Consider the following 24781-nt stretch of genomic DNA (forward strand, 5'->3'; position numbering starts at 1 on the left):
CATCCTAACTCCGCCCCCGACGCGCAACGACCCGATTTTGACGCCATCTCAGGCCTTGGCGCGGTGCAGGGCGGGCGCGAACATTTCGGCAAAGCTCGCCTTGTCGTCGGGCGTCAAAAACTTGCCGATCTCGACTTCGCCATCGCGGGTTTCGATCTTGAGCGCGATCACCCGGTCCTCGCCATCGCGGACCACCGAAAAGCGCACCGCGAACGGGTTGAAGGAAAAACTCGTCTCGCGCCCCTTGCGATTCACCCGCCTGATATCGAGGGCATCGGGCCAGAGGGTGATTTCCTCGAACGCATCCTTGTCGGCATAGGAGGCGGTGAGCGCCCAGGTCAAAAGCACGACGTCGAGCCCCAAGAGCCCCACCACCGGCCAGGCGCCCATGGCGAAGAACGCAATGCCGGGGATCGAGGCCATGATGGCGGTGAACGCGACCACAAAGCGGATCCCTTGCGGAGAAAGCGAGCGGTGCGGCGTGAGCAGTACGGCAAAGAGCGGGCTTTGGGTCATTGCTGGGTTGCCTTTTTCCCTTGCCCCCATTCTAACGGAGCCTGAACCGAAACGCCAAGCACTTCGCCAATGCCCAAGCCCCTCACCAAAGCCGAGATCGAAGCGATCTTTAGAGCCTTCGCCGAGCACGATCCCGAACCGGAGGGCGAGCTCGAATATGTCAACATCTTCACCCTGCTGGTCGCCGTGGTGCTCTCGGCACAGGCGACGGACGTGGGCGTCAACAAGGCGACAAGGGCGCTGTTTGCCGCCGCCGCCACGCCCGAAAAGATGGTGGCGCTGGGGGAAGAGAAGATCCGCGATTTCATCAAGACCATCGGGCTCTACCGCAACAAGGCCAGGAACGTCTTTCTTCTCAGCCAGGCGCTGATCGAAAAGCATGGCAGCGAGGTTCCCGCCGATCGCGACGCGCTCGAGGCGCTGCCCGGCGTGGGACGCAAGACCGCCAATGTGGTGCTCAATATCGGCTTTGGCCAGCCCACTATCGCCGTCGACACCCATCTCTTCCGCGTCGGCAACCGCACCGGCCTTGCCCCAGGCAAGACCCCGCTGGCGGTCGAGCTGCAACTTTTAAAGCGCGTGCCCAAGCAATATCTGCTGCACGCCCATCACTGGCTGATCCTGCACGGGCGCTATATCTGTAAGGCCCGCAAGCCCGAATGCTACCATTGCATCATCGCCCAATGGTGCCGCTATCCCGACAAGACCCCACCGCCGGGTTAGAGTCCGGTTGCGCCAACTGGGTCGATGCCGTAAGCGGTGGGGCTGAATTGCAATTACAAAAATCCCGGAGCGCCGATGACCACGCGGTTCGACGTTTTGACCATCGGCAACGCCATCGTCGATGTGATCGCCCCGATCGAGGAGAGATTTCTCGCCGATGAGGGCCTGCGCAAATCGATAATGCATCTGGTCGATGCCGAGCGTTCGGCCGATCTCTATGCCAAGATGCCCGAGGAAAAGACCATCATTCCCGGCGGCAGCTCGGCCAACACTGCGGCGGGCGTTGCCGCATTGGGCGGACGGGCGGCGTTCGTGGGCAAGGTGGCCGAGGATGAGCTGGGCCTGATCTTCCGGGACGATTTCGACACCAAGGGCATCGGTTACGAAACCGACTATCTGCGTGACGGCCCCGCAACGGCCCGCTGCATGATTCTGGTCACCCCCGATGGCGAGCGCACCATGAACACCTATCTGGGCGCCTGCCAGCACCTGACCGAAGCCGATATCGTCGAGGAGACCGTCGGGGGATCGGCCATCACCTATATGGAAGGCTATCTCTGGGACCCCCCCGAAGCGAAAAAGGCGTTCGTCAAGGCCGCCCATTTCGCCCACAAGGCCGAACGCCCCACCGCGATCACGCTTTCGGACCCCTTCTGCGTCAACCGCTTCCGCGCCGAGTTCCTCGACCTCATCCGGTCGAAAACCATGGACTATGTCTTCGCCAATATCGAAGAGGCCAAGGCGCTTTACGAAACCGACGATCTCAACGTCGCCGTGCGCCAGCTTGCCGAGGACGCCGAGATCGCAGCCGTCACCATGGGATCGCGCGGAGCAATGGCGATCAGGAACGGCGAGATCGTCTCGGTCCCGGCCTTCCCTGTCGAGAGCGTTGTCGATGCCACCGGCGCAGGCGATCTTTTCGCCTCGGGCTTCCTGCTCGCCACGGCGCGCGGGCAATCGATGGAAGAGGCTCTACGCCTCGGATGCCTTGCGGCCTCCGAGGTCATCTCCCACTATGGCGCGCGGCCGGTCGCGGATCTCAAGGAAATGGCGCGCGGCGAGGGGATCGCGGTTTAACGCCTTATACCTTGCGCAGCGCCACTTCGTGGATGGCGTGATTGGCGCCCTTTTTGAGCACCAGATCGGCGCGCCCGCGGGTGGGAAGAATGTTTTCCCGCAGATTCGGCAGGTTGATGTTCTGCCAGATGGTGCGCGCCGTGCCTTCGGCCGCGCCTTCGGAAAGCTCGGAAAAGCGCTTGAAAAAGCTCTTGGGGTCGCGGAAAGCGGTCTCGCGCAGCTTCATGAAGCGCTCGACATACCAGTTTTCCAGGACATCCTCGTCGGCGTCGATATAGATCGAAAAATCGATGAAATCGGACGCAAAGACGATGGGCTTGCCAGTGCGGGGCAAATCGCCGGGCTGGAGGATGTTGAGCCCCTCGACGATCAGGATGTCGGGACTTTCCACGGTGATCGTCTCGTCGGGCAAGACGTCATAGACGAGGTGGGAATAGGTCGGGGCGGCGACCCTGGGCTTGCCCGATTTGATGGCGGCGAGAAACTCCACGAACGCGGCGCGGTCATAGCTTTCGGGAAAGCCCTTGCGCTCCATGAGCCCGCGCTCGGTCAGCACCGCATTGGGATAGAGGAACCCGTCGGTGGTCACCAGATCCACCTTGGGCGAGGTTGGCCAGCGGCGCAGCAAGGCGCGCAGGATGCGGGCGGTGGTCGATTTGCCCACGGCGACCGAGCCGGCCACGCCGATGATGAAGGGCACCTTGGCGCCGTTGTGTCCGAGAAACCGGGTGGAGGCGTGATGGATGCCCTGAATGGCCTCCACGTAAAATGAGAGGAGACGGGTCAGCGGCAGGTAGACGATTTCGGCTTCGGCGAGCGAAATCGGGTCGTTGAGCGCACGCAGGTGCTCGATATCCTCGGCGTCGAGCGTCATGGGCTCGTCTGCACGCAGCCGGGCCCATTCCTCTATCGAAAAGGTGAGATAGGGGGCGTAGGTGATCTTCTTGGACATCCTCATTGCTCGGTGCGCGCCGCCTTTTCGGCCAGTCCCGATTGCGCGGTGCGCCTGTCGAGCTCATCGGTCACTTCCGAAAGCGCCACCCCTTCGGAGCGCAGCAGCACGAGGAGATGATAGATGACGTCGGCGCTTTCCTTGACCAGTTCGGCCCGATCGCCTGTGACGGCGGCGATCACCGCCTCAGTGGCTTCCTCGCCGAGCTTTTGCGCGCATTTGGCCGTGCCCTCGGCCAGGAGCTTTGCCGTATAGGAGACCTCGGGCGAAGCCTTGGCCCGTTCGGCAAGGCGCGCATCGAGCGCTTCGATGGTCAATGTCATTGATGGTTCTCCTCGTCCCTGAGGATGGTCTAGCTCAAGAAATGCCGATCAGTCGAGCCGCATGGGAATGCCGGCGGCCGCCATATGGGCCTTGGCTTCGCCAATGGTGAAGGTGCCGAAGTGGAAGATCGAAGCGGCGAGCACGGCGGTCGCGTGTCCCTCTTTGATCCCGTCGACGAGATCGTCGAGCGTGCCCACCCCGCCCGATGCGATCACCGGCACGTCGACAGCATCGGCAATGGTGCGGGTGAGCGCCAGATCGAAGCCCGATTTGGTGCCGTCGCGATCCATCGATGTGACCAGCAATTCGCCCGCGCCGCGTTCCACGGCACCGATGGCGAATTCGACGGCATCGATGCCGGTCGGCTTGCGGCCGCCATGGGTGAAAATCTCCCAGCGGCCCGGTTCAACTTGTTTGGCATCGACGGACACGACGATACACTGGTTGCCGAACTTGTCGGCGGCCCGCGCCACGAAATCGGGATCGGCAACGGCGGCCGAATTGATCGACACCTTGTCGGCCCCCGAAAGCAGAAGCTTGCGGATATCGTCATTGCTCCTGACGCCACCGCCGACTGTCACCGGCATGAAGCAGTGCTCGGCGGTGCGCGCCACCACGTCGAAAATGGTGTCGCGCCCTTCATGGCTTGCAGCGATATCGAGAAAGCACAACTCGTCCGCTCCCGCCGCGTCATAGGCGATCGCCGCTTCCACCGGATCGCCGGCATCCCGCAGATCGACGAAGTTGATGCCCTTGACGACGCGTCCGTCCTTAACGTCGAGACAGGGAATGATGCGAGCCTTGAGAGTCATGGGTTTGTTCCAGGCTTGGGCCGTTCGGCCCGGTAGGCGAGATAATGGGTGACCATAAAGACCAGCCAGACCAGAAGCGCAACCGCACCGCCCGGTATGGTGGCCAGCATGAACCAGCCCATGACGAACATGGCGGCCAGCAACCCGCCCATATCCATGCCGAAAACGACGCAGGGGTAAGCCCTTGCCTCGTTGAGCGTGCACCCATTGGCCTCGGCGATGGCGGAGCTGGCCAGGACGGAAAGCAGCGGCGCGGTTGCAACGAGCACGATGATGACGAAAGCCATGGCGTAAAGGTGCCATGGGAACTTCGCCACCGCATCGGTGCTCATTATGCGACCGCCTCCAACAGCGCCAGTGCTTCACGTGAATCAATGCGTCCGTCATAGAGGGCCCGGCCCGAAATCGCGCCTTCGAGGATCTGTGCATCGGGTTCGGTCATCCGGCGGATGTCCTCCATCCCGGCAAGTCCACCCGAGGCGATCACGGGGATCGCAGTGGCATTGGCGAGTTGGAGCGTCGACTCCCAATTGATGCCCTTGAGTACGCCGTCGCGGTCGATATCGGTATAGATGATCGCCGCGACCCCGGCGCCCTCGAAGCGCTGCGCCAATTCGATCGCGGTCAATTCGGACGTCTCGGCCCAACCCTCCACCGCGACCCGGCCGCCGCGGGCATCGATCCCCACGGCGACCTGGCCAGGAAAAGCCCTGCAAGCGGCTTTGACCAGTTCGGGATCGCGGACCGCAACGGTACCGAGGATCACGCGGGCTAGACCCTTGTCGAGCCAGCTTTCGATATGGGCCAGTGTCCTGATGCCTCCGCCGAGCTGCACGGGAAAATTCACCGCCTCGAGGATGGCCTCCACCGCCGCGCCATTAACGCTCTCCCCGGCAAAGGCGCCGTTGAGATCGACGACGTGGAGATATCGAAACCCCTGATCCTCGAAGCTTTTGGCTTGGGCAGCGGGATCGTCGTTAAAGACCGTCGCCTGCTCCATATCGCCAAGTTTCAATCGAACGCACTGACCGTCTTTGAGGTCGATTGCCGGGAAAAGGATCATGGACGCCACGCAAGGAAATTGCCGATCAGAGCCAGGCCGAGCGCCTGGCTCTTTTCGGGGTGGAACTGGGTGCCGAAGATGTTGTCGCGCCCAACGATAGCGGTGATCGGCCCGCCATAATTGGCGGTGGCGATCACCTCGCCGGGATTGTCCACCTTCATATGATAGGAGTGGACGAAATAGGCGTGCAGCCCGTCCTCGCCCGTTTCGATACCATCGAGCAGGGTGTGCGGGCGGTTCACGGTGAGCGTGTTCCAGCCCATATGCGGCACCTTGAGCGCGGCATCGGCGGGCACGATTCTTTCAACAGCGCCTTCGATCCACCCCAGCCCCTCGGTTTCCACCTTCTCGCGGCCAACGCTTGCCAGAAGCTGCATGCCCACGCACACGCCAAAGAATGGCGTGTCGCCCGCGATCACCTTCTCGTTCAGCACCTCATGCATGCCCTGGACGGCATCGAGCCCGGCCATGCAGTCGGCAAAGGCGCCAACGCCGGGCAGCACGATCCGGTCAGCCCGCCGCACTGCTTCGGCATCGGAGGTGACGACGATTTCGGTATCGGTGCCCTGCGCCGCGCGGGCAAACGCCTTTTGAGCGGATTTGAGGTTCCCCGCGCCATAATCGATGATCGCGACGGTCTGGCTCATGGCCGGGCTCCATAGGTTTTTTCGAGCCACAGCCGCTCGGCCGTCACCTGATCGGGCGCGGAAAATTCGCCGCTGGCGATCCAATCGCGATGTTGGAGCGCCCGCGCGGCGATCCCGGGCGCGGCGAACCCTGTCCACAGCGCAAAGACAGCATAGAGCGCCATTGCCGCTTCGCCGCCGATCAGCGGAACCGACCAGTACAGCGCACCGGCAATGACGATCCAGAGCACGAAGTAAGCCCAGGTGCCGCGCAAAATCGCCCAGAGCGGGACGAAGAGGAAGGCGCTCCAGATGAACCGTTCGGGCAGAACCAATAGCGCTTCGGGCCCTTTTTCGGGCTTGGCGTAGATCGAATAGAGGGTCATTGGACCAATCCTGACGGACTTTAAGGGCCCGCAATAGCCTAAAGAACACCCTTGGTCGAGGGCACCTGGTCGCCAGAACGGGCGTCGATCGCGATGGCCTGGCGCAACGCCCTTGCCAAAGCCTTGAACAGGCTCTCGGCGATATGATGGTTGTTGTCGCCGTAATGGTTTTCCGCGTGGAGCGTGATCCCGGCATTGACCGCGATGGCCTGGAAGAATTCGCGCACCAGTTCGGTATCGAAGGTGCCGATCTTGGGCGCTGTAAAGTCAACGCGCCAGACGAGGAACGCCCGGCCCGACACATCGAGCGCGGCCGATGATTTCGTTCCGTCCATCACGAGGTCGCACGACCCGTAGCGCACAATGCCGCGCTTGTCGCCCAGCGCCTGTTTGAGCGCCTGGCCAATGGCAATCCCCACATCTTCGACCGTGTGGTGATCGTCGATGTGCAGATCCCCCTTGGCATGGATCGCCATGTCGATCAGCGAGTGGCGCGAGAGCTGGTCGAGCATATGATCGAAAAAGCCAACGCCGGTTTCGATCTGGTGCACGCCCGTGCCGTCCAGATCGAGGGCGACCGAAATCTCGGTCTCGTTGGTCTTGCGGTCGAGCTTTGCCTTGCGCATGGCGTGCCCCTTTTTCGGGAGTTTTTCGACGGTTGCTCTAGCAGCTTAACGGGCAACGGGAAAGCCCGGCGCTTTGCTGCGACATTGCATTTAGCGCGCGCAATCCTAAATAAAGGCCAACCCATCTCCTTCCCACCAAAGGCATTCAGAATTTCATGACGACAATCGTTTCAGTCCGAAAGGGTAATCAGGTGGTGGTCGCCGGCGACGGGCAGGTCACGCTCGGCCAGACGGTCATCAAGCATGGAGCAAAAAAGGTCCGGCGCCTGGCGGGAGGATCGGTCTTGGCCGGCTTTGCCGGCGCGACGGCCGACGCCTTCACGCTCTCGGAGCGCTTGGAAGCCAAGCTCGAGCAATATCCCGGCCAGTTGATGCGCGCCTGCGTGGAGCTGGCAAAGGACTGGCGCACCGATCGCTATCTGCGCCGGCTCGAGGCCATGATGATCGTGGTCGACAAGTCCGACACGCTGATCCTGACCGGCACCGGCGACGTGCTTTCCCCCGAAGACGGCATCGCCGCCATCGGCTCGGGCGGCAATTACGCGCTGGCCGCGGCACGGGCGCTCGCCGACAGCGATAAATCGGCCGAAGAGATTTCACGCAAGGCCATGGAGATCGCCGCCGACATCTGCGTCTATACCAATTCCGATCTCACCGTCGAAACCCTCGAGACGGACGCTTGACCACGATCCGACAATTGGGGCCGGCCGATGCTCAGGCCTATCGCGACCTGCGGCTCGACGGCCTCAAATCGGATGCGCGGGCCTTCGCCTCCAGTTATGGCGCAGAATCAAGGCTCACGCTCGACGACCACCGCCGGACACTGGAAAACAACGTCGTCCTTGGCGCACTCGGCAATGACCGCCTTCTGAGCGCCGTCGCCTATTTCGTTCCCCGCCATGCATCAATGGCCCATCGCGGCCATGTCTGGGGCATGATCGTTGCTTCGGACGCGCGGGGTCAGGGGATCGGCAAAAAGGTGCTTTCGGCTCTTGTCGAGCACGCCCGGAGCGCGGGTCTGCGCCAGCTCCATCTTGGCGTAGGCGCCTATAATGTTGCGGCCATCCATCTCTACAAGAGCCTGGGGTTCTGCACATACGGCACCGAGCCCAGGGCACTTCACATCGACAATCAGGATATCGACGAGCACCTCATGGTGCTGTTCCTAGACAAAGAAGACCAACAATGACCGACAGAAGCTTTTCCCCTCGCGAGATCGTTTCCGAACTCGACCGCTATATCGTGGGCCAGTCCGATGCCAAGCGGGCCGTGGCCATCGCGCTGCGCAACCGTTGGCGCCGCCAGCAGCTCCCAGAGGATATAAGGCGCGAGGTTTCGCCCAAGAACATCCTGATGATCGGCCCGACCGGCGTGGGCAAGACAGAGATCTCGCGCCGTCTCGCCCGCCTGGCCCAGGCGCCGTTCGTCAAGGTCGAAGCCACCAAATTCACCGAAGTGGGCTATGTGGGCCGTGACGTCGAACAGATGATCCGCGATCTGGTCGAGGCCGGAATCGTCATCCTCAAGGACAAGAAGCGCGCCGAGGTGAAGGCCAAGGCTCACCTCAATGCCGAGGAGCGGGTGATCGACGCCCTGGTCGGCCAGTCCGCGACGCCCTCGACCCGCGATGCGTTCAGAAAGAAGCTGCGCGCCAACGAACTCGACGACAAGGAGATCGAGATCGAAGTACCCGCGACCGGTGGCAATCCCATGTTCGACATGCCCGGCATGCCGGGCGGCGGCATCGGCATGATCAATCTCTCCGACATGTTCGGCAAGGCATTCGGCGGCCGCACGCAGAAGCGCAGCGTCAAGGTCAAGGATTCCTACGATCTGCTCATCAACCAGGAAGCGGACAAGCTCCTCGACCAGGACAAGATCAACCTCGAAGCCATCGAGCTTGTCGAAAATCACGGCATCGTCTTCATCGACGAGATCGACAAGGTCGCCGCCCGCGAGGGCGGGGTGACCGGCGGCCCCTCTCGTGAGGGCGTGCAACGCGATCTTCTGCCGCTCATCGAAGGTACAACCGTTGCGACCAAATACGGGCCGGTCAACACCGACCACATCCTGTTCATCGCCTCGGGCGCCTTCCACGTCAGCAAGCCCAGCGACCTCTTGCCCGAACTCCAAGGCCGCCTGCCGATCCGGGTGGAGCTACGGGCGCTGACACGCGAGGACTTCATCGCCATCCTCTCGGACACCGAATATTCGCTGATCCGGCAGTATGTGGCGTTGATGGGTACCGAGAACGTCACCCTCGAATTCACTCCCGACGCCATCGAGGCGGTGGCCGATATCGCCGTTTCGGTCAATGCGACTGTGGAAAATATCGGGGCGCGCCGGCTGCAGACCGTGCTCGAAAAGCTCGTCGAGGACATCTCGTTCGAAGCCCCCGACAAGGCGGGCACGACCCTCACCATCAACGGGGAACGGGTCCGCGAGACCGTGGGCAAAATGGCCGGGGACACCGACCTCAGCCGCTATATTCTTTAGTCACCCCCGAAAAACGCGATGGCGCGGCCGGCGAGCAGCACGGCGATCCACAGCAGGATCGACAAGGCTGCCGAAAGCCGCGCCTTGTGCGTGTGCGGCGCCGCGTACCAGCGGCCGAAAACGAAAAATCCCGCATTGGCCAAGGCCAGCCCGATCAGCACGAGCTTGGTGATGAACACCGGATTGCCGGCGTAATTGTCCGGCTGGACTGAAAACAGAAGAAATCCGGTCAAGGCCGCGGCCAGAAGCGCGCCGATCGCCAGCGGACGCAAGGTTTCGATCGTCGCATCGAGCGCCACCTTTTTCCCCAGGCCCAGCACGCGAAAATCCATCAGCAGCGCCGTGGTGACCAGCACGCCCAGCGAGAGGACGTGCAGGGCGTTGACCAGGGGATAGGCGTAGATGTCGCGCCGCAGGAATTGTGCGAGCGGGAGTTGCTCGACCGCTTCCAGCATCTAGCGCTGATCGTACTCTGCAGCGAATTCGGGATAGACATCGAAGGTGCCCGCCTCGGTCACCAGCCGCACCGCCTTCATGCGATAGTCGGTCTCTTCGAGCGCCCGGTGGCCGATCGCGGTCACCGGATCGCCGATCGCCACCGTGGTTTCGTCAAATCCTGTGGCAAGGGTGCGATCGACCGGCGCCAGTTCCACCGTCCATTCCTGCGTGCCGTCATCGAGCGTGAGGGTGGGATGGGGCTGGCCGATATAGATGTCGGTCAAGGCGCCCTCGAGTTCGAACCATTCCACGCTGGTCCACGACCAGCCGTGATGGGCGAAAACCGGTGCTGCCGTGACGAACGGGGCGACGAGGGCGAAAGCGATGAGATCGCGACGGGAAAGCCATGCCATGGTGCGGTCCTCCGAACGCCGGCTTTGCCGGCCTTTCGGTTTAACGCGCAACCCGTTGCGGCGTTCCTCCTAGCCGCGCTTGACCGCCCTTCGAATCACCTCGTCGCGCAGGGCGCGAAAATCCTCGGCGCTCAGCCGCCCCACTTCGCGGGCCAGGACGTTGGTCAATTCCGTCGCCTCGGGCACCATCCCGGAGGTATCGATCGTCATCTTGGGATCGGAGATTTCCGCCAGCCGCTGGATTTCCTCGGCCTCGTCCCAGATGACGTTGAAATAGGCGATGATGCGCTGGACCATGAACCAAGTGGGCTTGCCGCGCTTGCCGTGTTCGAGCGCCGAGAGATAGGCGCTCGACACGTTGAGCGCCTTGGCCATGTCCTTTAACGCGATGCCGCGCTCGGCCCGCAATTTCCGCAATTTGGCGCCGAGCGGGGTCACATCTGCCTCTTGCGTTTCAATCGTACATAGAGCGCGCCGCCGCCGCCATGGCTTTGGTGGGCGGGATCGATTCCGGCCACAAGCGGAGCCAGTTCGGGCGCGTTGAGCCAGAGCGGCACCATGGAGCGCAGAATGCCTTTGTGCTCCATCTGCAGGTAGCCGGTTTTCTTGATCCCCTTGCCGGTGATGATCAGCAGCGTCCTGTCGCCGCGCGCCGCCCGGGCGGGAACGAAAAGCTCGAGCGCGGCGCGCGCCTGGTCCTGGGTCATGCCATGAAGGTCGAGCGTGGCGTCGATCGGTTCATGGCCGCGCGACAGGCGGCGCTTGAGATTGGGTTCGATCGATTTTTCCGAGGCCGCCACCTTGGAGGCGGCGATCACCGGACGCGTCGAGGGCAGGGGGGCGCGGGCAAAACGGGGGGAATTGTCCTTCGGCTTGCCTGCATCGGGCTCCTGCCCTGCCTCTTCGAGCGCGTCGAGCAGCACCTTGGGATCGGCACTCTTGCGCTTGAGAAGCGGGTCGACCGTCTGGCCGACCGCGTTCCAAAGGTGCCAGTCACGCACCGGTCCGGGCTTTTTGGATCTCGGTCCGGACGGTTTTCGGGCCATGGTAAACGGAGCCTTGCCGGCTCAGTCCAAATCGTTGGTGGCAACGAGCTTCCAATTGGGATCGCGCGAGCGGGTGTTGCGCAGGAAGGTCCATTCGTCGGCGATGGCCACGACCTGGCCGGGCGTGCCCTCGACGATCTCCCCCTCGCGGTCGCGGGTGATCGACACCACTTCGGCATCGATCCGCAATGTCACCACCGCATTGCGCTTGTCGAGCTCGGCTTCGGCAAACTCGATATTGGAGAGGCCCACAAAGGTGAACTCCACCTTGTGCCCAGCCGCTTCGCGCTCGATGATCGCCGCTTCGAAACTGTCATAGACATCCTTGTCGAGCAGGTTCTTCAAGCTCTTGCGGTCGCCCGCGGCATAGGCGGTGACGATCATCTCATAGGCCGATTTGGCTCCTTCGATGAACTGTTTGGGCGAGAAGGTGGGATCGGCCTGGGCGATGGCGCGCAGGCCATCTTCGACTTCGGCCTTGCCGGCGGAGAACTTTTCGATCTCGGCTTCGAGCTTGCGCTGGGCGCGCTCGGCTTCGGCGGTATCCTGCGGATTGCGGCGCGGCATCTGGACGACGTTCTCGTCATTGTCGGGCCGGGTGCGCGAAATCGATTCATAGCGCGCAGAGGGCGGCCGTTCATTGCCCGTGCGGGTGCCCAGCACCGAACGCAGACGCAAGAGCACAACGATGGCCACCACGATGACGATGAGAGTGGGAAAGTCCAAAAATTCGCCCATGAGTGAAATTCTTCGCTCCGAAATCGGGGTGTGGTTTCGCGGGGCCCTGCTGCCGGGTCGCAAACTGAGCACTTGGTCCTATATATATGTAAACGAGCCCCCGCAAACCAGTTTGCGGTGGCATTATTGTGATAGCAATGCCGCACCGGTGCCAGAGGTTCATCGCGGCGGAGAAAGGATCGAAAGCGCCCGTGGCCCGTTTCATCGCCCTCGCACTGCTCGCCCTGCCATTCATCGAGATCGCCGGCTTTATCTGGGTGGGCGGTCAGATCGGCATTCTGGCAACGCTTGCCGCCATCGTCCTCACGGCCGTCGCCGGCATCATGATCGTGCGCTGGCAGGGGCTGGGCATGGTGCTCGACAGCCGTGCCATGATGGCGCGCGGGGAGGTTCCGGCCCGCCAGTTCGCCGATATGATGATGATCGCACTGGCCGGCCTGTTGCTGGTCGTTCCCGGTTTTGTGACCGATCTCATCGGCTTTGCCCTGCTCATCCCGCCGGTGCGCGGCGCGCTCTACCGGCTTTTGAGCCGCAACATGGTGGTGGTTTCGACCTATCGCCCCTCCCAGCCGGGGCCGGCCTATAAATCCATCGATCTCGACAGCGGCGATTATCGCTGAAGCCGGAGCCACGCCCGCCAACCTTGTTCGCGGGACGCAAAAGTGCTAGCCAAACGCACCGCTTGGGCGGCCTTTGCCGGCCGCCTTGCCGAGAAAACGACATGAAGGACTTATTGGCCAATGGCTGAAGACACCGAGAACAATGGCCAACCGGCGGCCGCAGGCGAGGGCGCACCGGATGCGACGCAGGCTCCCGCATTCGGCATTGTGGGCCAGTATGTGCGCGATCTGAGCTTTGAAAATCCCAATGCGCCCGCCTCGCTGGTTCCCGGCCAGGTCAACCCCGGCTCGAACGTCAACATCAACGTCCAGGTCAAAAAGCAGGCCGACGACGTCTACGCCGTCGAGATTGGGCTGAACGTCAAGACCGAGCGCGACAACAAGGTGCTCTATGCGGTCGAGCTGGTCTATGGCGGCCTGTTCCGCACCCGCAACATCCCGGAAAACCAGCTTGGCGCGCTGCTTATGGTCGAAGCCCCGCGGCTGATCTTCCCCTTCGCCCGTCAGGTCCTGGCCTCCACCATCCAAGCGGGCGGCTTCCCGCCGCTGCTGCTCGAGCCTGTGGATTTCCTTGCCCTCTACCGCCGCAACCTCGCCGCCGCGGCCGAGAAGGCCAAACAGAACGGCGAGCCGGCAGACGAAGCCAAGCCGACCGTCAACTAGAACGAGCCCTTTTCGAACTTAAGCAAAAAGCCCCGGAAAACCGGGGCTTTTTTCATGCGCTTTCCATCTGGCGGATTTCGATCTCGACAGCCTGGTATTTGAGCCAGAGCGCGCTATCGCCCATTTCGGCGATGAAGGCGGCATGGGCGGTTCGTTCCTCGAGCGTGAGCCGACTGGGCAGGGGGGTTGGGCGCTGCCGCGCCGGAGCCCTGGTGCCGCTGCCGCGTATGGCAATCTCGGTTTCGGCCGAAAGCGCCAGCGCCACCTGCCGGCCCCCGATCAGCTCGAGATAGACCTCGGCCAAGATCTCGCTGTCGAGCAGCGCCCCGTGCAGCGTGCGGCGGGAATTGTCGATGCCGTAATGTTTGCAGAGCGCATCGAGGCTTACCCTGGCGCCCGGATGGATGGATCGGGCCAACATCACCGTATCGATCACCTCATTGGTGAGCCGCTGCCGCCCGCACCATTCGAGCTCGGCGTTTAAGAACCCCATGTCGAAGGGCGCATTGTGGATGACGAGCGTATCATTGCCGATGAAATCGACGAAGCCCTGGGCCACTTCGGCAAATTTGGGCTTGTCGCGCAGGAACTCGTCGGAAAGCCCGTGCACGCGGAACGCCTCCTCGGGCATGTCGCGTTCGGGATTGATATAGATGTGGTGATGCCGGCCGGTCGGCACGTGGTTGATGAGCTCGACGCACCCGATTTCGACGAGCCTGTCGCCTCCGGCCGGGGAAAGTCCGGTGGTTTCGGTATCGAGGACGATCTCGCGCAAAAGATTCACCGGCCCGCCTCCGCGCGCAACCTGTCGATCACCGCGTCGGTCGCGGCGATGGTTTCGTCCATGGTTCCGGAGGTGTCGATCGCATAATCGGCGCGGGCCCGCTTTTCATCCTGGGTGAGCTGGCGCGAAAGAATGAGTTCGAGCTTTTTTTCGTTCATGGCCGGCCGTGCGAGCACGCGCTGGCGCTGGATCTGCGGATCGCAATGGGTGACGATCACCCGATCGATCGAATATTGCGAGCCGGTCTCGTAAAACAGCGGAATTTCGATCACCGCCAAGGGGGCGCCGGCCGCCTCGGAGGCATCGGAAAATTCGACGGCCTTTTCGCGCACCAATGGATGGATCACCTCTTCGAGTTCGGACATCCGGCCCGGTTCGACAGCGATCGCCGCGCTCAGCGCCTTGCGGTCGACCACCCCGTCCTTGACCGTTCCGGGAAACAGAGTTTCGACAAGCGGCGCGGCCTCCCCGGCATAGAGGTCATGCACGGCCTCGTCCGCCGAATAGACGGGGATGCCGCGTTCGGCGAATCGCGCCAGAACCGTTGATTTTCCCGTGGCGATCGAGCCCGTCAGCACAACGCGAAGCATGGATGAGGTCGTAAAATCCCCTGTTATTGGCCCATTGCGGCCAGAACTTTTTGGCGCAGGCCGGCCGTTACCGCCGGCTCGGTGCCGAACCAGGCGGCAAATCCCGGAACGGCTTGATAAAGCAACATACCCAGCCCATCGACAGTGGCCAACCCTTTGTCCCGCGCCTGGGCGAGAAGGGGGGTAACAAGCGGTGTATAAACGATATCGGTCACGACCGCCGAACGCGAAAGCAGCGAGAGGTCGACCCCTTCGAAGGCGGTGCCTTCCATGCCCACCGAAGATGTGTTGACCACCAGCCCGGCCGTTCCGGCCCGCTGGGCAAATTCGGTCAGCGCTCCGGGACGGACCGCCGCGCCGAACTCGGCCGCCAGGGCCTCGGCCCGGGCAGAGGTGCGGTTGAGCAGGTCGATGCGGGCAATGCCCCTGTCGATCAGCCCGGCCAGAATGGCGCGCGAAGCGCCGCCCGCGCCCAGAACGATCGCCGATTCGAGCTCGCGGTCCCAGCCCGGCGCGCCGGCATCGAGATTGGCGAGAAATCCCAGATAGTCGGTATTGCTGCCAGCGATCCGGCCATCGCTGACCACCAGCGTATTGACCGCCCCGATCTTTGCGGCGAGGGGATCGACCTCGTCGATCAGCGCCATCACCGCTTCCTTGTGCGGAATGGTGACGTTGCCGCCGGCAAATTCTCCACTCCGCACCCTTTCGATAAAGTCCAGCAGATCGGCAGGCGCCACGGCGATCGGCTCGTAGCTGGCGTCCAGCCCATGTTCGGCAATCCATGCGCCATGGATCAGGGGGGATTTCGAATGGCCGATCGGCCAGCCGATGACGAATGCCTTTTTCATCGGCTCGCCTCCAGAAGCTGCGGCGCATGCCGCTCGAGCGCCTCCAGCAGAGGGAGAAGCGGCAGGCCGAGAATTGTGAAATAATCTCCCTCTATAGCCTCGAAAAGGCGAATGGAGGGCCCTTCGAGCCGATAAGCGGCAACCGAAGCCAAAATCGCTTCGCCCTCGAGATCGAGCACGGTTTGGAGCGTCTGACGGGAAAAGGATTTGAATCGCAGCGTTGCGGTTTCCACCGCGCTCCAGACGATCGCCCCGTCCCGGGCCAGCGCCACGCCCGAATGGAGCTGGTGGGCTTTGCCCGCCATCGCCATCAGCCTTTCGGCCGCTTCGGCCCGGTCGGTAGGCTTGTGGAAGCCTCTGCCTTCGAAATCGAGCGTCTGGTCGGCTCCGATCACCCAGGCACTGGGGTTTTGCGCACTCACCGCAATCGCCTTGGCCTCGGCCAGCCCCCTGGCGAGGGCGGCGCGATTCGGATCGGCGGTCAACAGCTCGGTTTCGATTTCCCGCTCATCGATTGACGCCGATGCAACCGAAAAGCGCAAACCAGCGTTTTCCAAAAGCGTTCTTCGCGTTTGACTTTTTGAAGCAAGGATCAGCATGGCCGGGGCTTTGCGAGCTTTGTTGGTGTGAGGTTTTTCACACCCGCTTCAACAGTTAAAGCCAAATCGCCCCAATGGGCTGTCCGGTCGCATCTTTTCCCCAACGTCCGATTTTGCGTTAACAGCCCATTAACTGGGGACACGCCCATCGCCCTGTAGACAAGTCCGGGGAAAAGGCTTGGCGCCGACGGGCGGCATCGCATTAACTTTCCGTTAAGCTTTTGCACAGCCATACCTCTTAACGAACCGTTAACAGCCGGGGCTTGGCCGTACTCCATCCCCAGTTTCCGAGGCGTTCATCGACTTCCCCTCTCCGCGCGCAACTGACGCAACGCCAATTTGGGTCCCCTGGTTGTGAGCAGCCAACAATTGGTGCAAAACACAGCCATAAAGAAAAAACAGAATCTTTTTAGATTCTTAGACATGACGGGTTCCACCCCTTGAATTTGCGCGCCTCTCCTCAGCCGACCGGCAAGCCGCTGCTCGACGCAGCGCTCGGACACAAACAAAAAACGCCTCCCGTCTGGATCATGCGCCAAGCCGGCCGCTACCTTCCCGAATACCGCGAGGTGCGGGCAAAGGCGGGCAGCTTTCTTGATCTCTGTTATACCCCAACCCTGGCTTGCGAAGTGACCCTGCAGCCGCTTCGGCGTTTCGATCTCGACGCGGCGATCCTTTTTTCCGATATCCTCGTCATCCCCGACGCCTTGGGCCAGCCGGTCCGCTTCGCGCAGGGAGAAGGACCGGTTCTCGAACCGCTCGATGCAAAGTCGGTCGCTTCGCTCAGCCCTGAAAAGGCTCTCGATCATCTGACGCCGGTCCTTGAAACCCTCGAGCGGATCAAAGCTGCCCTGGCCCAGGAAAAAACCTTGATCGGGTTTTGCGGCGCGCCCTGGACGGTTGCCACCTACATGCTGGGTGGCAAGGGATCCTCCGACCAGGCGGCGGCGCGCCTGTTTGCCTTGAACGAACCGGTTGCCTTTGCCGCGCTCATCGACATTCTTGTTGAAGTCTCCGCCCGCTACCTGGTCGCTCAGCTTAGGGCTGGAGCGGACATGGTGCAGATCTTTGAAAGCTGGGCCCTCAATCTCGACGAGACCGCCTTCCGCAACTATGTGATCGAACCCAACCGCAGATTGGTGGCACGGGTGCGTGAACTGGTTCCCGATGCTCCGATCACCGGATTTCCCCGTGGAGCGGCCGGAATGCTGGCCGAATATGCCGAGAAAACCGGCGTCAACGTGCTCGGGCTCGATTATGCGACCCCGCTCGCCTTCGCTTCGCAGACCTTGCCACAAACGCTGACCGTCCAGGGAAATCTCGATCCGCTGCGGCTGGTGGCCGGCGGCGCGCAGATGGAAAGCCGGGCCCGCGAGATCGTCGCGGCCTTTGCCGACCGCCCGCATATCTTCAATCTCGGGCACGGCATCGTGCCCCAGACCCCGATTGCTCACGTTTCCGATCTGTTGAAGGTCATCAAGGGATGAACTGGTACGCCATAACCCTGGCCCTGCATGTGATTTCCGTCATCGCTTGGATGGCGGGCATGTTCTATCTGCCCCGGCTTTTCGTCTACCATGCCGACGCCGAAAAGGGCTCGGTGCAGTCGGAAACCTTCAAGATCATGGAACGGCGCCTCTTGCGCGCCATCACCACCCCGGCCATGATCGCCACCTGGGTGTTCGGACTGACGCTGGTGTTTCATTTCCGCGTCGTCGATTTTTCTCAAGGCTGGCCCTGGCTCAAGACGGTCGCGGTTTTCGCGATGTCAGGGCTGCACGGGGTCTTGGCGCGACACCAGAAGCAGTTCGCTCGTGACGAGAACACCAAATCGGCGCGCTATTTCCGTATCCTCAACGAGGTGCCGACGGTTCTGATGATCGTCATCGTGGTCGCGGTGATCGTCAGGCCGTTCTGAGCCAATCACATCGGTTTGGCGCGACAGCGCGATCAAAAACGGTTATGCTTGCAATCAGCCCAACCAATAGCTACATAAAGCGCAACTCACGCATTCGCCGTGAGACGGGCGGCAGACGCTCCGCCCCGCTTCTCCCCTCCTTTTCTTTATCCTTATCTCTCCATCTCCCCTAAGAAGGCTGATCATGGAATTCATGAAGCTCAGGGACCTCAAGGCCAAATCTCCGGCCGAATTGCAGTCCTTTGCCGAAGAGCTCGAAGTCGAAAACGCCAATACCCTGCGCAAGCAGGAGTTGATGTTCGCCATACTCAAGCAATTGGCGACCCGTGATGTCGAAATCACTGGTGAAGGCGTTGTCGAAGTCCTGCCCGACGGCTTCGGTTTTCTGCGCTCCCCTGACGCAAACTACCTTCCCGGGCCCGACGACATCTATGTAAGTCCCTCCCAGATCCGCCGCTTCGGTTTGCGCACCGGCGATACGGTCGAGGGCCAGATCCGGTCCCCCAAGGAAGGCGAGCGCTATTTCGCGCTTCTCAAGGTCAACACCATCAATTTCGAGGACCCCGAAAAGGTCCGCCACAAGATCAACTTCGACAATCTCACCCCGCTCTATCCCGATGAGCGGCTGCAGATGGAATTGGCCGATCCCACGACCAAGGATCGTTCGGCGCGGGTCATCGACCTCGTCGCCCCGCTCGGCAAGGGTCAGCGTGCCCTGATCGTTGCGCCGCCGCGTACCGGTAAGACGGTATTGTTGCAAAATATCGCACAATCGATCGCCACCAATCATCCCGAATGCTATCTGATCGTACTTCTGATTGATGAGCGGCCGGAAGAAGTCACCGACATGCAGCGTTCGGTCAAGGGCGAGGTCATCTCCTCGACCTTTGACGAGCCGGCCTCGCGTCACGTGCAAGTAGCTGAAATGGTTATCGAAAAAGCCAAGCGCCTTGTCGAGCACAAGCGCGATGTCGTGATCTTGCTCGATTCGATCACCCGCCTGGGCCGCGCCTACAACACCGTTGTGCCCTCGTCGGGCAAGGTTCTGACCGGTGGTGTCGATGCCAACGCCCTGCAGCGCCCCAAGCGCTTCTTCGGCGCGGCGCGCAACATCGAGGATGGCGGCTCGCTCACCATCATCTCGACGGCGCTGATCGATACCGGAAGCCGCATGGACGAAGTGATCTTCGAAGAGTTCAAGGGCACCGGCAACTCGGAAATCGTCCTCGACCGCAAAGTTTCCGACAAGCGCGTCTTCCCGGCGATAGATGTGACCAAGTCCGGCACTCGCAAGGAAGAATTGCTGGTCGAGCCCGATATCCTGCGCAAGATGTACGTCCTGCGCCGCATCCTCAACCCGATGGGTACTGTCGATGCCATGGAATTCCTGCTCGACAAGCTGCGCCAGACGAAGACCAACAGCGAATTCTTCGAATCGATGAACACCTGATTGGTGGGCTCGTGGATTCAGCGAACACCGCTCCTGTCATGACTGACGGGAGCGGTGATTTTCGCTTCAATCGTCATCCTCGAGCTTTTCCCGGGGCCCGCTAGGCTGCCACACCCACCTCTGCGTCTTGCGACAGGTGGCCTAAAGCGACTATTTCGGTCCCATCAGCATGGACCTGCAATCGGTGACCCAAGCTTCGACCATCGTGGCGCTTTCCTCGGGCAGCCTGCCCTCGGGCGTTGCCGTGATCCGCTTGTCCGGCCCCAGAACCTTCGCTGCCGTTCAGGCCCTTTGCGACACCCTACCGCGCCCGCGCCATCTTTCCCTTCGCGTCTTGCGTAACCCGGCCACCGGCGAGGCGCTCGACCAGGGCCTCGTCGCCATTTTCCCGGCCCCGAACTCCTTTACGGGCGAGGATTGCGCCGAGCTGCAGGTCCATGGATCGCCGGCCGGCGTCAAGGCCATCCTCGCGGCGCTGACGGCGATGGAGGGGATCGAACTCGCCGGGCCGGGCGATTTTACCCGCCGCGCGTTCGAGAACGGCAAGCTCGACCTCACAGCCATTGAAGGTTTGGGCGATCTTCTCGCCGCCGAAACCGAGACCCAGCGCCGTCAGGCGCTCGCTCGCCTCGAGGGTGGACTTGCCGATCGGATTGCCCTGTGGCGCGGGCTGTTGCTCGATTCCCGTGCCGAAATCGAAGCCAGGCTCGATTTTTCCGACGAGGATGATGTTCCTTTCGAGCTGCCTCGGCATTTCGTCAGCGACCTCGAAACGCTCGGTGCAGCGCTTGAGGATGCGTTGCAGGGGTATGAGCGCGGGCGCATCACGCGTGAAGGCTTCCGAATCGTTCTGGCCGGGGCGCCCAACGCCGGAAAATCGAGTCTTCTCAATGCCTTAGCCGGTTCGGATCTTGCGATCGTCACCGCCGAAGCGGGAACCACGCGCGACACCAAGGACGTTTCCATCGACCTTGGCGGCCAGCTCGTGACCCTCACTGATACCGCCGGCCTGCGCGAGACCGATAGCCTTGCCGAAGGGGAGGGCATCCGCCGTGCCCGTCGCGCCATGCACGCCGCCGATCTGGTTCTGCTGCTCGTTGCGCCGGACGCTCCGACGCCGGCCATCGAGCCCTTGGCAGTTCCGGTCTGGACCCTGGCGACCAAATCGGACCTGGCTGCGCCCCCAGAAACTGCCGATCTGACGCTTTCTGCCCATACGGGGGCGGGCATTCCCCTCTTGATCGAACGCTTGGAACGCCATATTGAACAGCGCCTGGGCGGCGGCGAGCCCAGCCTTGTCAGCCATTTGCGCGACAAGGAAGCGCTCGGCGCGGCGATTGCGCATATTCGCTCGGCGCTGGCCCGGATCGATCAGCCCGAACTTTGCGCCGAAGATCTGCGCCGCGCCGCCGATACGCTGGCCGGATTGATCGGGCTGATGGACAATGAAGCCGTGCTCGACCGGCTGTTTGCCGGCTTTTGCATCGGCAAGTGATTCACGTGAAACGTTGACGCCCTATTGATGGTGTTGATTCACGTGAAACACGGTATTGAAGCCCTATGTTGGATTCACGTGAAACAGTTCGGACCCATCCATGACTGACTATGGTGTGATCATCGTTGGCGGCGGCCATGCCGGAGCGGAAGCTGCGGCCGCGTCGGCGCGTCTGGGCGTCCCCACGGCGCTGGTCACCCATAAATTCGCGACCATCGGTGAGATGAGCTGCAATCCGGCGATCGGCGGGTTGGGTAAGGGGCATTTGGTGCGCGAGATCGATGCGCTTGATGGGGTGATGGGCCGGATTGCCGATAAGGGCGGTATTCAGTTCCGGGTGCTCAACCGGCGCAAGGGGCCGGCGGTGCGTGGGCCACGGGCGCAGGAGGATCGCAGGCTCTATCGGGAGGCCATGCAGGCCGAACTGTCCGGAACGCCCAATCTCGATATCATCGAAGGCGAGGTCGATGATTTGATCGTCGCCGATGGCGCCGTCACGGGCGTGGTTCTGCTTGACGGGCGGCGCATCGGCGCCAAGGCGGTGGTGCTGACCACAGGAACCTTTTTGCGCGGGCTGATCCATCGCGGTGAAGAAACCATTCCGGCCGGACGGGCCGGGGAGAAGCCGGTGCTCGGGCTGTCGCTAAGGCTCGAAGCCCTGGGCCTCAAGCTCGGGCGGCTCAAGACCGGAACGCCGCCGCGGCTCGATGCCGCGTCGATAGATTTTTCGGTGCTGTCGGAACAGCAGGGCGATAATCCGCCCGAGCCGTTTTCGGCCCTGACCGATCGGATCACCACGCCGCAGATCTCGTGCTTTGAAACCCGCACCACGGCAGACGCGCATCGGATCATTTCCGAGAATCTGTCGCGTTCGGCCATGTACTCGGGAAAAATCCAATCGCGCGGCCCGCGCTATTGCCCCTCGATCGAAGACAAGATCGTCCGCTTTGCCGACAAGGACAGCCATTTGGTGTTTCTCGAGCCCGAAGGGCTTGATGACCCTACAATCTATCCCAACGGGCTTTCCACCTCATTGCCGGCAGACGTTCAGCTTGCCTTCCTCGAGGCCATGCCTGGCCTCGAAAACGTTGTCATCAAGCGCCCCGGCTATGCAATCGAATATGATCACGTCGATCCGCGCGAGCTCTCGCCCAGCCTGATGCTGCGCGCCCTGCCCGGCCTTTATCTTGCCGGGCAGATCAATGGCACCACCGGTTATGAAGAGGCCGCCGCGCAAGGCCTGCTGGCCGGCGCCAACGCGGCGCTCGCCGCGCTCGGCCGCGGGCCGCTGGTTCTGTCGCGCACCAATTCCTATCTCGGGGTGATGATCGATGATCTCATCACCCGAGGCGTCACCGAACCCTACCGCATGTTCACCTCGCGCGCCGAATTCCGGCTGCAACTGCGCGTCGACAATGCCGATCAGCGCCTGACCCAGCTCGGCATCGATATCGGCCTCGTCGGAGATCAGCGGCGCGAGCATTTCGCGGCGAGGATGCATCGGCTGGAAACCGGCCGCAGCCTGCTCAAATCCCTGTCGGCCACACCCACTCAAGCGCGCAAGGCGGGGGTCAATGTCAATGCCGATGGCGTGCGCCGGTCGGCCTTCGAGCTGATGAGTTATCCGACAACCGAACGGGCGGATATTGAAGCGATCTGGCCTGAGATTTCCAACATAGAATCAAATACTTACGAGCAACTGGCTATCGATGCGCAATATGCCGTCTATCTGGAGCGGCAGCAGGCCGATGTGGAAGCGGTCCGACGCGACGAGTCGCGAACAATTCCCGATTGGCTCGACTATGCCCTTCTGCCCGGCCTTTCCAACGAAATGAAGCAGAAGCTCATCGCGGCACGGCCGCAGACCATCGCTCAGGCGCAGCGCATCGAGGGCGTCACTCCCGCCGCCTTGACCTTGATCCTTGCCGTCATCCGGCGCGGGCGCATGGAGCGCAAGGCGTCGTGATGGGGGAGATTTCGCCCGAATCGCATATCGGTGTTTACGAACGCCATCTAGGCCGGTCGATCACAGCCACAAAGGCCGATCTCGACTCGTATGTGCACCTTGTTCAGCGCTGGCAGAAGGTGCAGAATCTCGTTTCACGTGAAACACCGGGAGATCTGTGGCAGCGCCATATCCTTGATTCGTTACAGCTCTTACCGCTGATCAGCGACCTATCCACACGGATGAACGTGCTCGATATCGGCAGTGGCGGCGGATTTCCGGCCATTCCGCTGGCGATTGCGCTCAAAGGGCACGAGTTTTCGATGCACCTCATCGAATCCAATTCGCGAAAATGTGCGTTTCTGCGCGCCGCAGCCCGTGAGTTCGATCTCCCCGTAACCGTCCATACGGCGCGTATCGAAGCGATCGATCCTCAAGCCATTGGCCACGTTGATTTTTTCACCTCCCGCGCGCTGGCCCCCATGCCACTCCTGCTGTCCTATCTTCATCGCTTCTGGTCCCAGGGCAGCCGCGCCCTGCTGCACAAGGGGCGCGAATTTGGGGAAGAACTCAAATCAGCGGATTCAGATTGGGTTTACGATGTGTTAAAGCATCAAAGCGCGACGGACGAAAACGGCGTCATTCTCGAAATCAGTGGTCTTCGTCCAAAGCCATAGTGCGTTCCCGGCAACAGTGGACACCACTCTTGTGGTTCGGGAACGCGACACAACAGCGGGTTGGACCCCGAGGATTTGATTCGATCATATCCGTAACGGTTCCAGCTTTAAGTGTTTGAAGCCGCACAGGTTTCGGAGGCCAGATGCATCCCCGTATCCTTACTCTCGCCAATCAGAAGGGTGGCGTCGGCAAGACGACGACAGCCATCAATCTCGCCACCGCCCTGGCGGCCATTGGCGAGCGGGTCCTGATTATCGACCTCGATCCGCAGGGCAATGCTTCCACCGGCCTCGGCCTCGGACGCCAGCAACGCGAGCGCTCGTCCTTCGACCTGCTGCTCAACGAAGCGACGGTCAAGGAATCGGCGGTGCTGACCTCGGTGCCCAATGTCGCCATCGTTCCTTCGACCATGGATCTGCTGGGCGTCGAATTGACCATCGCCGCGGAGCGCGATCGCGCCTTCCGTTTGAAATCGGCCCTCGACAATGCCCATGAGGTGCTGATCGATAACAAGCCGATCACCTATGTGCTGATCGATTGCCCGCCGTCCCTCAATCTTTTGACCATCAACGCGCTCACCGCTGCCGATGCCGTGCTGGTGCCGCTGCAATGCGAGTTCTTCGCGCTCGAAGGGCTGAGCCAATTGCTTCAGACCATTGAGCAGATCCGCTCGACCCTCAATCCGCGCCTGTCGATCCAGGGTGTGGTGATGACCATGTTCGACAAGCGCAACAACCTTTCCGAACAGGTGCTCAATGATGTGCGCGAGCATATGGGCACTTTGGTTTACGATACGGTGATCCCGCGCAATGTGCGGCTTTCCGAAGCGCCCTCCTATGGCAAGCCGGCACTGCTCTATGACCTCAAATGCGCCGGAAGCCAGGCCTATCTTCGCCTGGCCACCGAAGTGATCAAGCGCGAACGCCAGTTGCGGGCGGCGTGATGGAGAAGA

Annotated in this window: 32 protein-coding genes; 14 read left to right on the plus strand and 18 right to left on the minus strand. The window is 61.8% G+C overall.

Features of this window, described 5'->3' with window-relative positions:
• Positions 1-48: 48 nt before the first annotated feature.
• Positions 49-516 carry a DUF2244 domain-containing protein gene (locus NO934_RS08345; protein ID WP_309163471.1) on the minus strand — a complete coding sequence of 156 codons (468 nt, stop codon included), beginning with the start codon at positions 514-516 and terminating at the stop codon, positions 49-51.
• Between the two features lie 69 nt (positions 517-585).
• Here NO934_RS08345 and nth point away from each other — a divergent pair, with 69 nt between their 5' ends.
• Both nth and NO934_RS08355 read left to right on the plus strand, forming a co-directional pair.
• Entirely contained in the window at positions 586-1239 is a 654-nt protein-coding gene (gene nth / locus NO934_RS08350) for an endonuclease III (protein WP_309163472.1), read from the plus strand.
• A gap of 75 nt (positions 1240-1314) precedes the next feature.
• Entirely contained in the window at positions 1315-2316 is a 1002-nt protein-coding gene (locus NO934_RS08355; protein ID WP_309163473.1) for an adenosine kinase, read from the plus strand.
• Positions 2317-2320: 4 nt separating this feature from the next.
• Here the strand turns inward: NO934_RS08355 and coaA are convergent, their stop codons facing one another.
• The 8 genes from coaA to hisB are packed head-to-tail and all read right to left on the minus strand — an operon-like array spanning position 2321 to position 7105.
• The gene (gene coaA / locus NO934_RS08360) at positions 2321-3268 is read right to left on the minus strand and encodes a type I pantothenate kinase (RefSeq protein WP_309163474.1); all 948 of its coding nucleotides are present in this window, start codon (positions 3266-3268) and stop codon (positions 2321-2323) included.
• A gap of 2 nt (positions 3269-3270) precedes the next feature.
• Positions 3271-3591, minus strand: a complete 321-nt coding sequence (locus NO934_RS08365) for a phosphoribosyl-ATP diphosphatase (RefSeq protein ID WP_309163475.1) — start codon at positions 3589-3591, stop codon at positions 3271-3273.
• A 48-nt stretch (positions 3592-3639) separates the two neighbouring features.
• Entirely contained in the window at positions 3640-4404 is a 765-nt protein-coding gene (gene hisF, locus NO934_RS08370; protein WP_309163476.1) for an imidazole glycerol phosphate synthase subunit HisF, read from the minus strand.
• Positions 4401-4736 (minus strand): hypothetical protein, encoded by a 336-nt coding sequence (locus NO934_RS08375; RefSeq protein ID WP_309163477.1) that lies wholly within the window; start codon positions 4734-4736, stop codon positions 4401-4403. The genes hisF and NO934_RS08375 overlap by 4 nt, the downstream gene beginning before the upstream one ends.
• Complete coding sequence (hisA, locus tag NO934_RS08380; protein WP_309163478.1) at positions 4736-5467, minus strand: 1-(5-phosphoribosyl)-5-[(5-phosphoribosylamino)methylideneamino]imidazole-4-carboxamide isomerase; 732 nt, start codon at positions 5465-5467, stop codon at positions 4736-4738. Before hisA ends, NO934_RS08375 begins: the two co-directional genes overlap by 1 nt.
• Positions 5464-6114, minus strand: a complete 651-nt coding sequence (hisH, locus tag NO934_RS08385; RefSeq protein ID WP_309163479.1) for an imidazole glycerol phosphate synthase subunit HisH — start codon at positions 6112-6114, stop codon at positions 5464-5466. The genes hisA and hisH overlap by 4 nt, the downstream gene beginning before the upstream one ends.
• Positions 6111-6479, minus strand: a complete 369-nt coding sequence (locus NO934_RS08390) for a hypothetical protein (RefSeq protein ID WP_309163480.1) — start codon at positions 6477-6479, stop codon at positions 6111-6113. Before NO934_RS08390 ends, hisH begins: the two co-directional genes overlap by 4 nt.
• Positions 6480-6517: 38 nt before the next feature.
• Positions 6518-7105 carry an imidazoleglycerol-phosphate dehydratase HisB gene (hisB, locus tag NO934_RS08395; RefSeq protein ID WP_309163482.1) on the minus strand — a complete coding sequence of 196 codons (588 nt, stop codon included), beginning with the start codon at positions 7103-7105 and terminating at the stop codon, positions 6518-6520.
• 155 nt (positions 7106-7260) lie between these two features.
• Here hisB and hslV point away from each other — a divergent pair, with 155 nt between their 5' ends.
• Genes hslV through hslU form a run of 3 tightly spaced genes read left to right on the plus strand, consistent with a single transcriptional unit; the run spans position 7261 to position 9601 of the window.
• On the plus strand, positions 7261-7788 hold the full coding sequence (gene hslV / locus NO934_RS08400; protein ID WP_309163483.1) for an ATP-dependent protease subunit HslV: 528 nt from the start codon (positions 7261-7263) through the stop codon (positions 7786-7788).
• Positions 7785-8294, plus strand: coding sequence for a GNAT family N-acetyltransferase (locus NO934_RS08405; protein ID WP_309163484.1), 510 nt, complete (start codon positions 7785-7787; stop codon positions 8292-8294). The genes hslV and NO934_RS08405 overlap by 4 nt, the downstream gene beginning before the upstream one ends.
• On the plus strand, positions 8291-9601 hold the full coding sequence (gene hslU / locus NO934_RS08410; RefSeq protein ID WP_309163485.1) for an ATP-dependent protease ATPase subunit HslU: 1311 nt from the start codon (positions 8291-8293) through the stop codon (positions 9599-9601). Before NO934_RS08405 ends, hslU begins: the two co-directional genes overlap by 4 nt.
• On the opposite strand, the gene NO934_RS08415 is transcribed toward hslU, so the two are convergent.
• From NO934_RS08415 to NO934_RS08435, 5 genes are all read right to left on the minus strand, one after another.
• On the minus strand, positions 9598-10056 hold the full coding sequence (locus NO934_RS08415; RefSeq protein ID WP_309163486.1) for a hypothetical protein: 459 nt from the start codon (positions 10054-10056) through the stop codon (positions 9598-9600). The two genes, hslU and NO934_RS08415, sit on opposite strands and share 4 nt — an antisense overlap.
• Positions 10057-10452 carry a hypothetical protein gene (locus NO934_RS08420; RefSeq protein ID WP_309163487.1) on the minus strand — a complete coding sequence of 132 codons (396 nt, stop codon included), beginning with the start codon at positions 10450-10452 and terminating at the stop codon, positions 10057-10059.
• 69 nt (positions 10453-10521) lie between these two features.
• On the minus strand, positions 10522-10890 hold the full coding sequence (locus tag NO934_RS08425) for a helix-turn-helix transcriptional regulator (protein ID WP_309163488.1): 369 nt from the start codon (positions 10888-10890) through the stop codon (positions 10522-10524).
• Complete coding sequence (locus tag NO934_RS08430; protein WP_309163489.1) at positions 10887-11453, minus strand: Smr/MutS family protein; 567 nt, start codon at positions 11451-11453, stop codon at positions 10887-10889. Before NO934_RS08430 ends, NO934_RS08425 begins: the two co-directional genes overlap by 4 nt.
• Before the next feature lie 66 nt (positions 11454-11519).
• Positions 11520-12236, minus strand: a complete 717-nt coding sequence (locus tag NO934_RS08435; RefSeq protein WP_309163490.1) for a Tim44/TimA family putative adaptor protein — start codon at positions 12234-12236, stop codon at positions 11520-11522.
• A gap of 191 nt (positions 12237-12427) precedes the next feature.
• Here NO934_RS08435 and NO934_RS08440 point away from each other — a divergent pair, with 191 nt between their 5' ends.
• Both NO934_RS08440 and secB read left to right on the plus strand, forming a co-directional pair.
• The gene (locus NO934_RS08440; protein WP_309163491.1) at positions 12428-12856 is read left to right on the plus strand and encodes an FxsA family protein; all 429 of its coding nucleotides are present in this window, start codon (positions 12428-12430) and stop codon (positions 12854-12856) included.
• Between the two features lie 120 nt (positions 12857-12976).
• Complete coding sequence (gene secB / locus NO934_RS08445; protein ID WP_309163492.1) at positions 12977-13519, plus strand: protein-export chaperone SecB; 543 nt, start codon at positions 12977-12979, stop codon at positions 13517-13519.
• 52 nt (positions 13520-13571) lie between these two features.
• Here secB and dnaQ read toward each other — a convergent pair whose 3' ends face one another.
• From dnaQ to NO934_RS08465, 4 genes are read right to left on the minus strand one after another with little or no spacing between them, the layout of a single operon-like run.
• Positions 13572-14294, minus strand: a complete 723-nt coding sequence (gene dnaQ / locus NO934_RS08450) for a DNA polymerase III subunit epsilon (RefSeq protein WP_309163687.1) — start codon at positions 14292-14294, stop codon at positions 13572-13574.
• Positions 14295-14299: 5 nt separating this feature from the next.
• A complete protein-coding gene (gene coaE, locus NO934_RS08455; protein WP_309163493.1) occupies positions 14300-14893 on the minus strand; it encodes a dephospho-CoA kinase in 594 nt (197 codons plus the stop codon).
• Positions 14894-14916: 23 nt separating this feature from the next.
• Positions 14917-15744 carry a shikimate dehydrogenase gene (locus NO934_RS08460; RefSeq protein ID WP_309163494.1) on the minus strand — a complete coding sequence of 276 codons (828 nt, stop codon included), beginning with the start codon at positions 15742-15744 and terminating at the stop codon, positions 14917-14919.
• Complete coding sequence (locus NO934_RS08465) at positions 15741-16343, minus strand: Maf family protein (protein WP_309163496.1); 603 nt, start codon at positions 16341-16343, stop codon at positions 15741-15743. The genes NO934_RS08460 and NO934_RS08465 overlap by 4 nt, the downstream gene beginning before the upstream one ends.
• Before the next feature lie 446 nt (positions 16344-16789).
• Here NO934_RS08465 and hemE point away from each other — a divergent pair, with 446 nt between their 5' ends.
• The 7 genes from hemE (at position 16790) to NO934_RS08500 (ending at position 24772) form a co-directional block, all read left to right on the plus strand.
• Positions 16790-17830 carry a uroporphyrinogen decarboxylase gene (gene hemE / locus NO934_RS08470; protein WP_309163688.1) on the plus strand — a complete coding sequence of 347 codons (1041 nt, stop codon included), beginning with the start codon at positions 16790-16792 and terminating at the stop codon, positions 17828-17830.
• On the plus strand, positions 17827-18261 hold the full coding sequence (gene hemJ / locus NO934_RS08475) for a protoporphyrinogen oxidase HemJ (RefSeq protein WP_309163497.1): 435 nt from the start codon (positions 17827-17829) through the stop codon (positions 18259-18261). Before hemE ends, hemJ begins: the two co-directional genes overlap by 4 nt.
• 184 nt (positions 18262-18445) lie before the next feature.
• Positions 18446-19711, plus strand: a complete 1266-nt coding sequence (rho, locus tag NO934_RS08480; RefSeq protein WP_309163499.1) for a transcription termination factor Rho — start codon at positions 18446-18448, stop codon at positions 19709-19711.
• Between the two features lie 184 nt (positions 19712-19895).
• Entirely contained in the window at positions 19896-21206 is a 1311-nt protein-coding gene (gene mnmE / locus NO934_RS08485) for a tRNA uridine-5-carboxymethylaminomethyl(34) synthesis GTPase MnmE (RefSeq protein ID WP_375143285.1), read from the plus strand.
• A gap of 100 nt (positions 21207-21306) precedes the next feature.
• Positions 21307-23172, plus strand: a complete 1866-nt coding sequence (gene mnmG, locus NO934_RS08490) for a tRNA uridine-5-carboxymethylaminomethyl(34) synthesis enzyme MnmG (protein WP_309163501.1) — start codon at positions 21307-21309, stop codon at positions 23170-23172.
• Positions 23172-23828 carry a 16S rRNA (guanine(527)-N(7))-methyltransferase RsmG gene (gene rsmG, locus NO934_RS08495; protein ID WP_309163689.1) on the plus strand — a complete coding sequence of 219 codons (657 nt, stop codon included), beginning with the start codon at positions 23172-23174 and terminating at the stop codon, positions 23826-23828. The genes mnmG and rsmG overlap by 1 nt, the downstream gene beginning before the upstream one ends.
• Positions 23829-23971: 143 nt before the next feature.
• Positions 23972-24772: a ParA family protein gene (locus NO934_RS08500; protein WP_309163502.1), complete on the plus strand. Its 801-nt coding sequence runs from the start codon at positions 23972-23974 to the stop codon at positions 24770-24772.
• The last annotated feature ends 9 nt before the right edge of the window (positions 24773-24781 follow it).

Source organism: Pelagibacterium sp. H642 (genome assembly GCF_031202855.1).
Taxonomy (GTDB): Bacteria; Pseudomonadota; Alphaproteobacteria; order Rhizobiales; family Devosiaceae; genus Pelagibacterium.

Bases quoted from the DNA above. Each gene is read 5' to 3' on its own strand.
- NO934_RS08345 (WP_309163471.1), bottom strand. From the start codon at position 516: ATGACCCAAAGCCCGCTCTTTGCCGTACTGCTCACGCCGCACCGCTCG.
- nth (WP_309163472.1), top strand. From the start codon at position 586: ATGCCCAAGCCCCTCACCAAAGCCGAGATCGAAGCGATCTTTAGAGCC.
- NO934_RS08355 (WP_309163473.1), top strand. From the start codon at position 1,315: ATGACCACGCGGTTCGACGTTTTGACCATCGGCAACGCCATCGTCGAT.
- coaA (WP_309163474.1), bottom strand. From the start codon at position 3,268: ATGTCCAAGAAGATCACCTACGCCCCCTATCTCACCTTTTCGATAGAG.
- NO934_RS08365 (WP_309163475.1), bottom strand. From the start codon at position 3,591: ATGACATTGACCATCGAAGCGCTCGATGCGCGCCTTGCCGAACGGGCC.
- hisF (WP_309163476.1), bottom strand. From the start codon at position 4,404: ATGACTCTCAAGGCTCGCATCATTCCCTGTCTCGACGTTAAGGACGGA.
- NO934_RS08375 (WP_309163477.1), bottom strand. From the start codon at position 4,736: ATGAGCACCGATGCGGTGGCGAAGTTCCCATGGCACCTTTACGCCATG.
- hisA (WP_309163478.1), bottom strand. From the start codon at position 5,467: ATGATCCTTTTCCCGGCAATCGACCTCAAAGACGGTCAGTGCGTTCGA.
- hisH (WP_309163479.1), bottom strand. From the start codon at position 6,114: ATGAGCCAGACCGTCGCGATCATCGATTATGGCGCGGGGAACCTCAAA.
- NO934_RS08390 (WP_309163480.1), bottom strand. From the start codon at position 6,479: ATGACCCTCTATTCGATCTACGCCAAGCCCGAAAAAGGGCCCGAAGCG.
- hisB (WP_309163482.1), bottom strand. From the start codon at position 7,105: ATGCGCAAGGCAAAGCTCGACCGCAAGACCAACGAGACCGAGATTTCG.
- hslV (WP_309163483.1), top strand. From the start codon at position 7,261: ATGACGACAATCGTTTCAGTCCGAAAGGGTAATCAGGTGGTGGTCGCC.
- hslU (WP_309163485.1), top strand. From the start codon at position 8,291: ATGACCGACAGAAGCTTTTCCCCTCGCGAGATCGTTTCCGAACTCGAC.
- NO934_RS08415 (WP_309163486.1), bottom strand. From the start codon at position 10,056: ATGCTGGAAGCGGTCGAGCAACTCCCGCTCGCACAATTCCTGCGGCGC.
- NO934_RS08420 (WP_309163487.1), bottom strand. From the start codon at position 10,452: ATGGCATGGCTTTCCCGTCGCGATCTCATCGCTTTCGCCCTCGTCGCC.
- NO934_RS08435 (WP_309163490.1), bottom strand. From the start codon at position 12,236: ATGGGCGAATTTTTGGACTTTCCCACTCTCATCGTCATCGTGGTGGCC.
- secB (WP_309163492.1), top strand. From the start codon at position 12,977: ATGGCTGAAGACACCGAGAACAATGGCCAACCGGCGGCCGCAGGCGAG.
- coaE (WP_309163493.1), bottom strand. From the start codon at position 14,893: ATGCTTCGCGTTGTGCTGACGGGCTCGATCGCCACGGGAAAATCAACG.
- NO934_RS08460 (WP_309163494.1), bottom strand. From the start codon at position 15,744: ATGAAAAAGGCATTCGTCATCGGCTGGCCGATCGGCCATTCGAAATCC.
- NO934_RS08465 (WP_309163496.1), bottom strand. From the start codon at position 16,343: ATGCTGATCCTTGCTTCAAAAAGTCAAACGCGAAGAACGCTTTTGGAA.
- hemJ (WP_309163497.1), top strand. From the start codon at position 17,827: ATGAACTGGTACGCCATAACCCTGGCCCTGCATGTGATTTCCGTCATC.
- rho (WP_309163499.1), top strand. From the start codon at position 18,446: ATGGAATTCATGAAGCTCAGGGACCTCAAGGCCAAATCTCCGGCCGAA.
- mnmG (WP_309163501.1), top strand. From the start codon at position 21,307: ATGACTGACTATGGTGTGATCATCGTTGGCGGCGGCCATGCCGGAGCG.
- rsmG (WP_309163689.1), top strand. From the start codon at position 23,172: ATGGGGGAGATTTCGCCCGAATCGCATATCGGTGTTTACGAACGCCAT.
- NO934_RS08500 (WP_309163502.1), top strand. From the start codon at position 23,972: ATGCATCCCCGTATCCTTACTCTCGCCAATCAGAAGGGTGGCGTCGGC.